This is a genomic window from Leisingera sp. NJS204 (genome assembly GCF_004123675.1).
In the GTDB taxonomy this organism is placed as follows: Bacteria; Pseudomonadota; Alphaproteobacteria; order Rhodobacterales; family Rhodobacteraceae; genus Leisingera.
On record NZ_CP035417.1, the window covers coordinates 869419 to 883567 of the forward strand.

Consider the following 14149-nt stretch of genomic DNA (forward strand, 5'->3'; position numbering starts at 1 on the left):
GGCGGAGGCCGGTAAGGAAACTGGGAGGAAAACGATGAAACTCAAAACCCTTATGAAAGGTGCCGCCGCAGCAGTGGCGCTGGGGCTGAGCGCGGTTGCCGCGCAGGCCGAGTATCCGGAGAAGCCGGTGAATTTCATCGTGCCCTGGCCGCCGGGTGATCTGGAGGACGTGCTGACGCGGATGATCGCCGAGGATTTTCAGGCCGAATACGGTGTTGCGGCAGCGGTGGTGAACAAGCCGGGCGGCGGCGGCGGGCCGTTCCCTGGCGCCATTGAAGTCGCCAATGCGCCAAGCGACGGCTACACTGTCGGCTCCTTTGTGATCGGTGTGCCGGTGATGGGCCACCAGATCGACATCCCGCCGCTGACGCCCGAGAAATTCGACCCATTGGGGATTTTCCTGACCTATCCCTTTGTGATCGCCACCTCCGGCGATGCGCCCTACAGCACGATGGAAGAGCTGGCGGGTTATGCCAAGGAAAATGACGTGGCGCTGGGCCATTTCGGCGATGTTCTGACCCCGACCCAAGTGACCAAGGCCTATGCCAAGAACGCTGGTTTCGAGTGGGGCTCGGATGCGGCTTTTGATGCGCTGGACTGCAACACGCTGGCTTCGGGCGATGCGGATGTGATCAACACCACGCTGCAGCTGGTGCTGCCCTGCCTGGATCAAGTCAAGGTGCTGGTCGCGATCACGGACGAACGCATCCCGCTGGCTCCCGACGCGCCGACCATCGGCGAGCTGGACGAAAGCCTGAACATCGCGCTGTGGAACGGTCTTTTCGTGACCAAGGACACCCCGCAGGATGTGCGCGACAAAATCATTGCGGTTGCGGAAAAGGCCGTGATGAGCGAGCGCGCCCAGAATGTTGCCAAGGAAACCGGCGCGCTGGTCTATTGGCAGGGCGCTGATGACAGCGCGGCACGGGTGTCAAACGACATCAGCACCATGGCCCGCATCAGCGGCCTGCTGTCGGAGTAATCCTCCCCTCCGCATCGGGGTCTTGAGGGACCCCGGTGCCTTTTCAAATCGCGCGGACAATGAACAACTCACATGCCTTCGGAACGTGAACACCGCTTTGCCGGACCACGGCGCGGACAGCTGGTTTTTGCCCTGTTTCTGGTGGCGGCGGCGCTGCTGCTGCTGGCACTGATTGGGGATCAGACCGCTTGGGTCAGTAAAACCAAGCTGTTCGCACAGCCGCGGTTCTGGCCCGCTGTCGCGGTTGGCGGCATGGTGCTGATGGGCGGCTTGCATCTGTACAAACTGCCCTGGCGGCGGGTCAGCCGATATGACCTGCGGGAGGTCAGGCGCTGGGCACAGGTGCTGGAGTTTGCCGGCTGGTTCATGGGCTATGTGCTGCTGGTGCCGATCATTGGCTATCTGCCCGTGACGCTGGCTTTCATGCCGCTTCTCAGCTGGCGGATGGGCTATCGCAGCCGCTTCATGCTGTGGATCAGCGCGGCTTTTGCCGTCGCTGTGGTGGTGCTGTTCAAGGCCGTCCTGTCGGTCAAGATTCCGGGGGCGATGCTATATGAGCATCTGCCGGGGCCAGTCCGCAGTTTCTTCATTCTCTATCTCTAGGCGCCTCATATGGATCTGATCTTTTCCGCCATAGAAATCCTGATGCGCTGGGACGTGGCGCTGGCGTTGCTGGCGGGTTCTGTCGGGGGGGTGCTGATCGGCGCCATTCCCGGTGTCGGACCGGCGGTTGCCATTGCGATCCTGCTGCCCGCGACGTTCTCGATGGATCCGATTGTGGGCCTGACGGTACTGCTGGGGATTTACGGCTCCTCCATGTACGGCGGCGCCATTCCGGCGATCCTGATCAATACGCCTGGCACCGCGGTCAACGCGCTGACCACCTATGACGGCTATCCGATGACGGCGCGGGGTGAGCCGCAGCGGGCATTGAGCCTTGCCTATTCCGCGAGCTTCTTTGGCGGCATCTTCTCGGTCATCTGTCTGATCCTGTTTGCCCCGGTGCTGGCCAGGATCGCACCGATGTTCGGCTCGCGCGAGATATTCCTGGCGGCTCTTCTTGGCCTGATCCTGGTTGTGGTTGCCCATCGCGGCCAGGCGCTGATTGCCGGTGCCTTGGCCTGTTTCGGGATTTTCCTGCAGACCATCGGGCTGGAGCCGGTGAAATACACCCAGCGCTACACATTCGGGCAGGATTTCCTGGGCGGCGGCATCAACCTGATCGTGGTGGTGCTGGGGCTGTTTGCCATCTCGCAGGCCTTTGTGCTGCTGACGGACGAGGACGAGAAGGTCCGCATGACCCGCCTGCGCGGCGGCATGTTCCAGGGCCTGCGCGAACTGACGCGCCATCCGCGTGTCGCAGGGGTTTCGGCCTCCTTCGGCGTGCTGATGGGCATGGTTCCCGGCGTCGGCGAATTCACTGCCCAGTTCATGTCATACACCTATGCGCAGAAAACCTCGAAACGTCCGCAGGACTTTGGCAACGGCTCCTCCGAGGGGCTGATCGCGGCCGAGACCGCCAACAATGCGGTGCCGGCCGCCGCCATGGTGCCGCTCCTGGCGCTGGGCATTCCGGGTGAGGCGCTGACGGCGATGATGCTGTCGGTCTTTTATGTGCACAACGTGGTGCCGGGGCCGGGACTGTTTCAGAACGACATGGATTTTGTGGTGGCACTGTACCTCGCGCTGCTGGTGCTGAATGTGCTGGTGCTGCTGTTCTTGCTGTTTGCTACCAAGTCGCTGATCCAGGTGGTGCGCATCCCCAACCGGTTTTTGGGCGTCTGCATCCTGACGCTCAGCTTCGTCGGGGTCTATTCCTTGCGCAACTCCGCCACCGACTGCGTGATGGCGGCGGCGTTTGGTATCCTTGGCTATGTGCTGAAACGCCTGTCGCTGCCTGCGGTGCCGATCATCCTGGGTATGGTCCTGGGCGGCATTATGGAGGTGAAACTGCGCGCCGCAATGGCGCGGGTGAAAGAACCCTTTGATTTCATTGACCGCCCGGTGGCGTTCATCCTGTTTCTACTCATCATCATCGTTCTGGCGGTCCACATCCTGCGGGTGCTGAAGGACCATAAGGAACTGAAGGAGGCCGAATGGCAGACCAACAGCGCATCGACAAGCTTCGGCAGCTTGATGTGGCGCCGCAAAAACTCTTTCTTGAAGGATCATGGCAAGCGGGTTCGGGCCAGACACTCGAAGTTGCTTCGCCGGTTGACGGATCTGTTCTGACCACGCTGCAGGGCGCCTCTGCAACAGATGTTGAAAACGCCGTGGCTTCGGCGCGGCGGGCATTCGACGACCGCCGCTGGGCGGGACAGCCCCCCGCCGCACGGAAAAAAGTACTGCATAGGATTGCAGACCGGATAGACGCCGAGGCGGTTGAGCTGGCGGTGCTGGGCGTGCGCGACAACGGCACCGAGTTCAACATGGCCTTGAAGGCTGAACCGGGATCGGCGGCGGGCACGTTCCGCTATTATGCCGAGGCGCTGGATAAGGTCGCCGGGGAGGTCGCACCGACCGCGCCGGATGTGCTGGGGCTGGTGCAGCGGATGCCGGTTGGCGTGGTGGGCGCCATCGTGCCCTGGAACTTTCCGCTGATGATTGGTGCGTGGAAGCTGGCGCCGGCGCTGGCGATGGGCAATTCGGTGGTGCTGAAACCGGCTGAAACCGCCTCGCTGACGCTGCTGCGGCTGGCAGAGATCTGCTCGGAAAGCGGGTTGCCGGATGGGGTGCTGAACGTAGTGACTGGTGCAGGTGCTGAAACCGGCGCGGCGCTGGCCGCCTCGATGGATGTCGATGTGCTGGCATTCACCGGTTCAGGCGCCACTGGACGCAAACTGCTGGAGGCCTCGGCGCGTTCCAACCTCAAACGCTGCTATCTGGAGCTGGGTGGCAAGTCCCCGAATATCGTCTTTGCGGATGCGCCGGATCTGGCCAAGGCGGCCAAAGTGTCTGCCGCTGGCATCTTTCGCAATTCCGGGCAGGTTTGTATCGCGGGCTCCCGCCTGCTGGTCGAGGCCTCGGTTCACGACGCGTTTGTCGAAATGCTGCAGGCCGAGGCCGAAGCGCTGCGGGTGGGCGATCCGCTGGACCTCAGCAGCCAGGTCGGGGCGGTGAATTCGGAAGACCAGCTGCGCCGCAACCTGTCTTTCATGGACATGGCGCGGTCCGAGGGCGGACAGGTGGTGACCGGTGGCGTGCGCATTCTGGAAGACACCGGCGGCACCTATATGTCGCCGGCGATCGTCACCCAAGTGGCGCAGGACCACGCGCTGTTCCAGCGCGAGGTGTTTGGGCCGGTGCTGGCGGTCACCAAATTCGAAACCGAGGAGGAGGCGCTGAGCCTGGCCAATGCCACATCCTATGGCTTGGCGGCTGGGGTCTGGACGGAAAACCTGTCCCGGGCGCACCGGATGGTCGCAGGTATCCGTGCCGGGGTGGTGCATGTGAACACCTATGGCGGCTCTGACAATACGGTGCCGCTGGGCGGTGTCGGCCAGTCCGGCAACGGCCATGACAAGTCGCTGCATGCACTGGACAAATACACTGACCTGAAAACCGCGTGGATACAGCTGTGATGCAGGTTTTGCGGCGGCAAAACCCGCAGCCTCCGGCGGGAGTATTTGGGGAAAGATGAAGGGGCGGCCTGGCTGCAGAGCGCAGGCCAAGGGGAGGACGGTATATGACGGTCAAAACGATTCTGGTTGCCGGGACATATGACACCAAGGATGATGAGCTTGGCTACCTGGCGCAGGTGATCCGCGGGCAGGGCGGCAAGGTTCTGACGATGGATGTCAGCGTGCTGGGGGATCCCGGCCAGCCAGCGGATGTCAGCAAGCATGAAGTGGCAGAGGCCGGCGGCAGCACTATCCGGGCGGCGATCGGCACTGGCGATGAAAACAGTGCCATGCAGATCATGGGTGCAGGTGCCGCGGCCCTGGCGCTGGAGCTGTACCGGCAGGGGCGCATTGACGGGGTGATTGTGCTAGGCGGCACCATGGGCACTGATCTGGCGCTGGATATATGTGCGGCGCTGCCCGTGGGGGTCCCCAAATACATCGTCTCAACTGTCGCATTTTCCCCCTTGATGCCGCCTGAGCGGATCCCGGCGGATGTGCAGATGATCCTCTGGGCGGGCGGTCTGTTTGGGTTGAACACGATCTGCAAGGCGTCCCTGTCGCAGGCCGCAGGCGCGGTTCTGGGCGCGGCGCGGTCGGTGGAGCCGCCAAAACGGGACAGGCCGCTGATCGGCATGACGTCGTTTGGCAAGACTGTGCTGCGTTACATGGTGGCGCTGAAACCAGTGCTGGAAGCGCGCGGGTTTGAGGTTGCGGTGTTTCACGCAACCGGCATGGGCGGGCGGGCGTTTGAAAGCCTGGCCGCTGAGGGCGCCTTTGCTGCGGTGATGGATTTCGCGCCGCAGGAAGTGTCGAACCACTTGTTCGGCGGGCTGTCGGCGGGAGCGGACCGGATGACCAATGCCGGGCGTTCAGGCACGCCGCAGCTGGTGGCGCCGGGCTGTTATGACCTGGTGGATTTTGTCGGCTGGCAGGAGACGCCCGTGCAGTTGAAGGGGCGGGAAACACATGCCCACAACCGGCTGCTCACCTCCGCGATGCTGGATGCTGCCGAGCGGCGGCAGGTTGCGCAGGCGATTTGCGGCAAACTGGCCACTGCAGAGGCGCCGGTGGCGGTTCTGCTGCCTGCGGGCGGTTGCAACGAGTGGGACCGCCCCGGCGCGCCTTTGCATGACGGAGAAGGGCTGGCGGCATTTTGCGATGAAATGCGTGCCTCCTGCCCGGAAAATGCGGTGCTGCATGATCTGGACTGCCATATCAATGATGCTGCGTTTTCCGGCAAGGCTTTGGAAATTCTGGACGGCTGGATTTCCAGCGGTGTGGTGAAGACTGGCTGAACAGCGAATCCCCTTGAACTCTTGGCTGTGCCTCTTGGTGGGGAGTTTCAAGAAGCTTTCAATTGACCGATATTCTGTTACGTAATGGGCGGCATGTCCGGCTTTGGCAGCGCCCGGGCGTTTCAGACGCGGGGTTTGCAGGCCATTGGCGGCCATTGGGGCTTGGCGCCGGTTTGGCTGCCGTGCCTAATCGGATGAGAGCCGGGCGCAGCTGCTGCCGCACCGGGAAAAAGAGGATGACCGGATGAGTGAAACCATAGCGTATGAGCGTGTAGGCGATGTTGCTGTTCTGAAGGCGCAGAATCCGCCAGTGAACGCGCTGGGTGCTGAAGTGCGCAAAGGGTTGCTGGCCGGGATCGAACGCGCGGAACAGGACGGTGCCAAGGCGGTACTGATCTATGGCGAGGGCCGGACCTATTTTGCCGGTGCCGACATCCGTGAATTCGGCAGGCCGCCGCAGGAGCCGCAGCTGCCCGACCTGTGCAGCCGGATCGAGGCCTCGCCGCTGATTGTGGTGTCCGCGATGCATGGCACGGCATTGGGCGGCGGGCTGGAGGTGGCCTTGTCCTCGCATTACCGGATTGCGGTGCCGTCCGCCAGAATGGGCCTGCCTGAAGTGAATTTGGGCATTCTGCCCGGTGCGGGCGGCACCCAGCGGCTGCCGCGTTTGGCCGGAACCGAAGCGGCTCTGGAGATGATCACCAGCGGCCGGCATTTCGGCGCCGCGGAGGCGCTGGAAAAGGGCATTATCGACAAAATCGAAGAGGGGGATCCGCGCGGGATCGGCCTGGCTTATGTGCAAGAGCTGCTGGAGCAGGGCGCCCCGCGCCGGGCCGTTGGGGAAATGCCGGCGCCGGAAGCGGTGGACTTTGATGCGGCCTATGCAGCCACGCTGAAAAAGGGGCGCGGCCAGCTGTCGCCGGCCACGGCTGTGCGCGCGGTACAGGCGGCGGCTGAGGCGGAGAGTTTTGCGGCGGGCCTCAAGCGCGAGCGTGCGCTGTTCATGGAGCTGATGGGCTCTGATCAGCGGCAGGGGTTGATCCATGCTTTCTTCTCGGAACGCGCGGTCAGCAAACTGCCGGAGCTGGAGGGCATTGCGCCGCACGAGGTGGCCTTGATGGGGGTGATCGGCGGCGGCACCATGGGGGCGGGAATCGCCACCGCAGCGCTGCTGGCGGATTTGCCGGTGGTGCTGATAGAGATGACCGATGACGCTACGGCTGCGGCACGCGGCCGGATTGAAGGCAACCTGAGAGGGGCCTTGAAGCGCGGCAAGATCACCGAGGCGCAGTATGATCGGCTGACCGGCGAGGCGCTGACTGTGGCGACGGATTATGCTGCGCTGGCGCAAGCGGATCTGGTGGTCGAAGCGGTGTTTGAGGACATGGGTGTCAAGCGCGAGGTCTTTGGCAAGCTGGATGCCATTTGCAAACCGGGCGCGGTGCTGGCGACAAACACGTCTTATCTGGATGTGGATCAGATTGCCGCCTCGACCTCCCGGCCGCAGGATGTGATCGGGCTGCATTTCTTCTCGCCCGCGCATGTGATGAAGCTGCTGGAAGTTGTGGTGGCAAAGGAGACTGCGCCAGAGGTGCTGGCGACTGGTTTTGCCCTTGGCAAGAGGCTGAAGAAGGTCGCGGTGCGCTCGGGCATCTGCGACGGGTTCATCGGCAACCGAATCATGAACGCCTACCGCAAAGCGGCGGAATGTCTGGTGCTGGATGGTGCCTCGCCTTATCAGGTGGACGCGGTTGTGACCGGTTTCGGCTTTCCCATGGGGCCGTTTGCCATGGGCGATCTGGCCGGGCTGGACATCAACTGGGCAGCCCGCAAGCGCCGCGCCCCGACCCGCGATCCGCGTGAACGGGTGCCGCGATTCTACGAAATGCTCTGCGAGGGCGGCGATTTCGGCCAGAAGACCGGTAAAGGCTTCTATATCTACGAGGATGGCACGCGCGGCGGCGTTCCGAACCCGGAAGTGGCCGGGCTGATTGCCCGGGATCAGGAAGAGCAGGGTGTCACCCCGCGGGATTTCCCGGACGCGGAGGTTTTGCGGCGCTACATGTGCGCCATGGTCAACGAGGCCGCCAAGGTGGTGGGCGAGGGCATTGCCCGCCGTCCGCTGGATGTGGATATGGTGATGCTGTTCGGCTACGGCTTCCCGCGCTTCTGGGGCGGGCCGCTGAAATGGGCGGATCTGCAAGGGCTGGATGGGATCCTGGCCGACATTCGGGCCTATGCGGCAGAGGATAATTTCTTCTGGCAGCCCGCGCCGCTGCTGGAGCAGCTGGCGGCGGAGGGCAAGTCCTTTGACACACTGAACAAAGGCGGCTGAATAGGCAGGCGGGCGCCCTTCCGGCCCGTCGAGGGCCATCAGGGCGCGGCCCGGCTGTGCCGGGCTGGACGCGCAAACGCTGGCCGTATCACGAAAAAGCGCCGCGCGGTACGCGCGGCGCTTGGCCCAACAAGAGCGGCGCATCTTTGATGCGCCTGGCGATTGACGGGAGAATCTCAGTCCGATTCAGGTCCAGGTGCCTTCGGTGGCAGTACGGATCTTGCGGATGTTTTCGCCGTAAACCGTGGGATCGTTGACCGAACCGCCTTTGAATACGGCAGAGCCTGCCACCAGCACGTCGGCGCCGGCCTCAGTGACCAGCGGCGCGGTGACAGGGTCCACTCCGCCGTCGATTTCGATATGCACCGGGCGGTCGCCGATCATCGAACGCAGGCTGCGGATCTTGGCGGTCATGTCGATGAACTTCTGGCCGCCAAAGCCGGGGTTCACGGTCATAACACAGACCAGATCGGTCAGGTCCAGTAGATGCGCCACCGCTTCCGCCGGGGTGCCGGGGTTCAATGCGACGCCTGCCTTCATTCCGGCCCCGCGGATCGCCTGCAAGGTGCGGTGGATGTGCGGTCCGGCCTCGATATGGGCGGTCAGCACGTCGGCGCCGGCATCGGCATAGGCGTCGATATAGGGATCAACCGGCGCGATCATCAGATGCACGTCCATCACTGTCTTCACATGCGGGCGGAATGCCTTCACCGCTTGCGGACCAAAGGTGAGGTTCGGCACGAAATGCCCGTCCATCACATCCACATGCACCCAATCGGCACCCTGGGCTTCGATGGCCCGGATCTCCTGGCCGAAATTGGCGAAATCGGCAGAGAGGATCGAGGGCGCGATCTTGATCTTGCGGTCAAAGGACATCTGGCAGCTTCCTTTTGCAAAGGGAATTGAGGAGTCGAAGGCCGTATAGCCCGTCCCGGCCCCTGTGGACAGGGGCAGAATGCGCAGCAGGCCCGTAACTCTGTGCTGCACGCCCACGGGTTGCGCGGCCCGGCGTTACAAAACTTTCACGGCAGCGACACATGAGGTTTGAGCAAGCGCATTAGGCAGGTCCCGAACGAAGAGGGAGCGCCCCGGTGCTGCGCATAGACAAACTGACAAAACGGTTCGGCGGCAAGATTGCGGTGGATACCGCCACGCTGGACATCGACAAGCCCTGCATGATCGGCATTATCGGCCGCTCCGGTGCAGGCAAATCCACGCTTTTGCGGATGCTCAACCGGCTGGAAGACGCCAGTGACGGGCGCATTCTGTTTCAGGGTCGTGAAATCACAGGCCTGAACGGCAAGGACAAGCGGGCCTGGCAGTCGGACTGCGCGATGATCTTTCAGCAGTTCAACCTGGTGCCGCGGATGGATGTGGTTTCCAACGTGCTGCACGGCACGTTGAACCGGCGTAACGTGATGGCGACGCTGTTCAACCTCTACCCGATGGCGGATATTCACACGGCGATTGATATCCTGGACCGTCTCGGCATTGCCGAACACGCCGCCAAGCGCGCCGAGGCGCTGTCGGGCGGTCAGCAGCAGCGGGTGGCGATTGCCCGGGCGCTGATGCAGGATCCGAAGATCATTCTGGCGGATGAACCGATTGCCTCGCTCGACCCGATGAACGCCCAGACCGTGATGGAGGCGCTGCGCCGTATTCACGAGGAAGACGGCCGCACGGTGATTGCTAACCTGCACACGCTGGATACTGCGCGCCGCTACTGCGACCGGGTGGTCGGAATGCGTGACGGGCGCATCGTCTTTGACGGGCTGCCCGCGCAGCTGACCACCGGCGTTGCCCGCGAGATTTACGGCGCCGGGGATGAGTTTTCCGAGGCAGCAACCTCAACCGAGATTGAAACACTGGAAAAGACGGACGCAATGTGCGCCGCCATTCCTGCCGAATAACCCCTGATTTGTTTTCATCGACCCCGGGGGGCTGCTCCCCGGGGCGTGACCAACCGGAGAGACTTGAGATGAAGAAACTGATTGCTGCCGTTCTGGCAACCACCGCGCTGACTGCCCCCGTTGCGGCGGAGGAAATCAAAGAGTTCCGCATCGGCATCCTGGGCGGCGAGAACGCACAGGACCGTCTGAGCAAGCAGGAATGCCTGCGCGAGAAGACCGAGGAACTGTTGGGGGTCGAAACAAAACTGTTTGCACCTGCCGATTATAATGGTGTGATCCAGGGCCTGCTGGGCGGCACCATCGACATGGCCTGGCTGGGCGCGTCGGGCTATGCCAAGACCTATCTGTCCAACCCCGAAGCGGTTGAACCGGTTCTGGTCAAGGTCAATGCGGACGGCGGTTTTGGCTATTATTCGGTTGGCTTTGCCCGCAAGGACAGCGGCGTTGCTTCGCTGGAAGACTTGAAGGGCAAATCCTTTGGCTTTGGCGATCCGAACTCCACCTCGGGCTATCTGATCCCGTCGATTGAAATCCCGCAAGTGACGGGTGCCACCATGGAAACGGGCGACTATTTTGGCGAAGTGAAATTCACTGGCGGCCATGAACAGACCATTGTTGCCGTGGCCAATGGCGACGTTGCTGGCGGTGTCAGCTGGGCCGATGGGCTTGGCGAATGGGAAGACGGCTACAACTCCGGCGCTCTGCGCCGTGCGGTGGATGCGGGCCTGGTGGACATGAACGATCTGGTTGAGATCTGGAAATCCACGCCGATCCCGGAAGGCCCGTTTGTGCTGCGCACCGAATTGCCTGCGGATGTGAAGGTCAAGATGACCGGCCTGCTGGCCTCGATGAACTCGATCGACCCGGATTGCATGTACAATGTGCTGGGCGGTGAATCGAAAGGCCTGATGCCGATCACCCATGACGCCTACGAGGTGATCATCGAAGCCCGTAAATTGAAATCCCAGTAATTTCAGTACCGTACCTTTGATACTGTGCTCTGCGGGGGGTCGGGCCTGGCTCGGAACCCCGCAATTTCCTTGATGGCACGTGAAAATTGCCACCACCTCAAGACTAGGACCCCTACATGGCAGATCTCACAGCCGCCCGGCCGGGCATCGAGGACATCCGGCAGCAATACACTGCTCATACCCAGCGCAAGCGGCTGTACGGTGGCATTCTGCTGGCCGTTTTTGTGGCGCTGATGGCTGCAGGTTTCCGCACCGCCGATGCGCGTAATGCAGGCTCCTTTGCTGATGGGTTCACCCGCGTTTTCGACTACCCGGCCGAGGTTCTGGCAGAGGCGTCCCAGAAGGCCGCCCAGCTGCCGGGCCATGTGGTGCATTTCTTCCCGGCCTTGGTAGAGACGCTGAATATCGCCGCGGCATCAACACTGGTGGGCGCAGTGTTCGGAACCCTGCTGTCGCTCTTGGCAACCCGCGGCATGGCGCCGTGGCCTGCACTGATCCCGCTGTTCCGCCGCATCAGCGATATTTGCCGGGCTGTCCCGGAAATCGTTATTGCGCTGGTGCTGATCTTTGTCCTTGGCGGCGGGCCGGTGCCTGCGATGATCGCCATTGCTATCCACACCGCCGGTGCGCTGGGCAAGCTGTTCTCCGAGGTGAACGAGAACGCCTCTTTGAAACCAGTGGAAGGCCTGTCATCGGTCGGCGCCACCTGGGCGCAGCGGATGGCGCTGGGGGTGATCCCGCAGGTCGGGCCGAACTACGTCAGCTACTCGCTGCTGCGGTTTGAGATCAATATCCGGGCCTCGGCCATTCTCGGTTTTGTCGGCGCAGGCGGCATCGGCTATGAGCTGAAGAACGCAATGTCCTGGGGGCAGGGGCGTTATGACGAGGCCGCCGCGATTTTCCTGCTGCTGTTCATCACCATCGTTGCCGTTGACCAATTGTCTGGCCTGCTGCGCGACCGTCTGACCCATGGAGCGAAAGCATGACCACTTTCGATACCACTCTCACCCCGGCAGAGCTGAAGCTGGATATCTCAAGGCTGTTCCTGAAGAAGCGGCTGCTGGGCTTCGCATTGCCCGCCGCGGTGCTGGTCTATCTGGCCTATGTCTTTGTGGCTTTTGATGTCTTTGGGTTGTGGGAGAAAGCAAGCCTTAAGAACGCCAGAACCCTGGTCAGCGACAGCTACAGCTACAAGACCCATGTGACCCGCGACAACCGCAACGGCGCGGTTTCGGTGTCAATCGAAGGGGAGCGCAAGGGCGCCTATCCCGATGGCTCTGCACCGGATTGGGTAGCCCTGGGCGAGACCACGGTGATTGATCTGGAGGACGGCCATACCGTCACCTTCGGCCCGGAGATCATCGAGTACAAAATCCCCGGCTATGGCACCGTGCGCGCCACCCCCAGCCGCAGCGCAGGTGTGCAGGCAGAACTGCCGCCGGGCGAAGTTCCGGAGTGGATCAGCGTCTCCAAGAACCGTCTGGCGGTCAAAACCGGGGCCGGGCGCCTGACGGTGACCCGCAACCGGGCTGAAGTGTTCCGCTATTTCGCAGGCTGGGAGCTGTTCTTTTTCACTCTCGACAGCCCGTACTACGAGATGGGGGCAGGGGAGCTGCTGCAGCGCGCGGCCACGGGTGAGGCAGGCGCGATTTTCCAGGAGTTCTGGACCAACAAGATGTGGCGTCATCAGGATGTGGCCTGGGCGATTGCGGAAACTTTGCTGATGGCCTTTCTGGGCACTATTGGCGCCGGGATCATCGCGCTGCCGCTGGCCTTTGCTGCCACCCGGAACTTTATGCCGTTCCGGGCGCTGCGCTTTGCCATGCGCCGGTTGTTCGATTTCTTCCGCGGCGTGGACTCGCTGATCTGGACCGTGGTTCTGGCGCGTGCCTTTGGCCCCGGCCCCCTGACCGGTGCGCTGGCGATCCTGGTCACGGATACCGGCACCTTCGGCAAGATCTTCTCAGAAGCGCTGGAAAACGTTGATCAGAAACAGATTGAGGGCGTCGCCTCCACCGGCGCAAAACCGCTGCAGCGTTACCGGTTCGGAGTGATTCCGCAGATCACCCCGGTGCTGCTGAGCCAGTTGTTGTATTTCCTGGAATCCAACACCCGCTCGGCCACCATCATCGGTGCAATCACCGGTGGCGGCATCGGCCTGCTGCTGACCCAGGCGATCATCACCCAGAAAGACTGGGAGGAGGTGGCCTATTATATCACGCTGATCATCCTGATGGTGATGCTGATGGATTGGTTCTCGGGCTGGCTGCGGCGGAAACTGATCACGGGCGGCAGCGGCCCGGCCAAACGCAAGGCATCCAAGGCACAAGAGGGCGGCACCTTCCTGCTGCCCTGACCCCGGAAGTTTCGGAGAAATGACCATGGCTCGTTTGCAGGCAGAAGCCCCGTTCCTTCACCCGGAATGCCAGATCACAGACAGCCGGTTCGGGCGCTATGTGGAGATCGGCGCCGGCAGCCGGGTCGCGAATTCAGCGGTTGGCGACTACAGCTATTGCGACCGCAGCTGCGATATCGCTAATGCAAAGATCGGCAAGTTTGCCAATATCGCCAGTCTTGTCCGGGTCGGCGCGACCGATCATCCGATGGAGAAGGCCTCGCTGCATCATTTCCACTACCGGTCCGGCGACTACTGGGACGATGCGGAACAGGATGCAGAGTGGTTTTCCCGCCGCGCCGGGCGCACGGCCTTTATCGGTCACGACACTTGGATCGGCCATGCCGCAATTATCAAACCGGAGGTGACCATCGGCCATGGTGCGGTTGTAGCCGCGGGCGCTATCGTGACCAAGGATGTGGCGCCCTACACGATAGTAGGAGGTAACACCGCTAATGTGATCCGCCGCCGCTATACCGAGGCTGTCGCCGGGCAGATGATGGAGCTGGCCTGGTGGGACTGGGACCACGGCACTTTGCGCGCCGCATTGCCGGATTTCCGCACATTGCGGGCGGAGGCGTTTCTGGAGAAATATGCCTGATCCGGCGGGCGGGAAGCTCCCGCCTGTTCCAGCGCAT

At 62.4% G+C, this 14149-nt stretch carries 12 protein-coding genes; 11 read left to right on the forward strand and 1 reads right to left on the reverse strand.

From position 1 onward, the window contains the following. The first annotated feature begins 34 nt into the window (after positions 1 to 34). The 6 genes from ETW24_RS04415 (at position 35) to ETW24_RS04440 (ending at position 8235) form a co-directional block, all read left to right on the forward strand. Positions 35 to 982 (forward strand): tripartite tricarboxylate transporter substrate-binding protein, encoded by a 948-nt coding sequence (locus ETW24_RS04415; protein ID WP_129369934.1) that lies wholly within the window; start codon positions 35 to 37, stop codon positions 980 to 982. A 72-nt stretch (positions 983 to 1054) separates the two neighbouring features. Beyond that, complete coding sequence (locus tag ETW24_RS04420; protein ID WP_129369935.1) at positions 1055 to 1585, forward strand: tripartite tricarboxylate transporter TctB family protein; 531 nt, start codon at positions 1055 to 1057, stop codon at positions 1583 to 1585. A gap of 9 nt (positions 1586 to 1594) precedes the next feature. Beyond that, a complete protein-coding gene (locus ETW24_RS04425) occupies positions 1595 to 3214 on the forward strand; it encodes a tripartite tricarboxylate transporter permease (RefSeq protein ID WP_129369936.1) in 1620 nt (539 codons plus the stop codon). Then, positions 3121 to 4563, forward strand: coding sequence for an aldehyde dehydrogenase (locus ETW24_RS04430; RefSeq protein WP_129372840.1), 1443 nt, complete (start codon positions 3121 to 3123; stop codon positions 4561 to 4563). Before ETW24_RS04425 ends, ETW24_RS04430 begins: the two co-directional genes overlap by 94 nt. Positions 4564 to 4667: 104 nt before the next feature. Beyond that, entirely contained in the window at positions 4668 to 5900 is a 1233-nt protein-coding gene (locus tag ETW24_RS04435; protein WP_129369937.1) for a Tm-1-like ATP-binding domain-containing protein, read from the forward strand. A gap of 244 nt (positions 5901 to 6144) precedes the next feature. Then, entirely contained in the window at positions 6145 to 8235 is a 2091-nt protein-coding gene (locus ETW24_RS04440) for a 3-hydroxyacyl-CoA dehydrogenase NAD-binding domain-containing protein (protein ID WP_129369938.1), read from the forward strand. 186 nt (positions 8236 to 8421) lie between these two features. Here the strand turns inward: ETW24_RS04440 and rpe are convergent, their stop codons facing one another. Beyond that, positions 8422 to 9111, reverse strand: a complete 690-nt coding sequence (rpe, locus tag ETW24_RS04445) for a ribulose-phosphate 3-epimerase (RefSeq protein ID WP_129369939.1) — start codon at positions 9109 to 9111, stop codon at positions 8422 to 8424. 215 nt (positions 9112 to 9326) lie between these two features. Here rpe and phnC point away from each other — a divergent pair, with 215 nt between their 5' ends. The 5 genes from phnC to ETW24_RS04470 all read left to right on the forward strand — a co-directional run bounded on the left by phnC (position 9327) and on the right by ETW24_RS04470 (position 14112). Then, entirely contained in the window at positions 9327 to 10145 is an 819-nt protein-coding gene (gene phnC / locus ETW24_RS04450) for a phosphonate ABC transporter ATP-binding protein (protein WP_129369940.1), read from the forward strand. A gap of 68 nt (positions 10146 to 10213) precedes the next feature. Further along, positions 10214 to 11116 (forward strand): phosphonate ABC transporter substrate-binding protein, encoded by a 903-nt coding sequence (gene phnD / locus ETW24_RS04455; RefSeq protein ID WP_129369941.1) that lies wholly within the window; start codon positions 10214 to 10216, stop codon positions 11114 to 11116. 116 nt (positions 11117 to 11232) lie between these two features. Further along, entirely contained in the window at positions 11233 to 12102 is an 870-nt protein-coding gene (gene phnE / locus ETW24_RS04460) for a phosphonate ABC transporter, permease protein PhnE (protein ID WP_129369942.1), read from the forward strand. Beyond that, positions 12099 to 13472 (forward strand): phosphonate ABC transporter, permease protein PhnE, encoded by a 1374-nt coding sequence (gene phnE / locus ETW24_RS04465; RefSeq protein WP_129369943.1) that lies wholly within the window; start codon positions 12099 to 12101, stop codon positions 13470 to 13472. The genes phnE (ETW24_RS04460) and phnE (ETW24_RS04465) overlap by 4 nt, the downstream gene beginning before the upstream one ends. 25 nt (positions 13473 to 13497) lie before the next feature. Beyond that, a complete protein-coding gene (locus tag ETW24_RS04470; protein ID WP_129369944.1) occupies positions 13498 to 14112 on the forward strand; it encodes a chloramphenicol acetyltransferase in 615 nt (204 codons plus the stop codon). Positions 14113 to 14149: the final 37 nt, after the last annotated feature.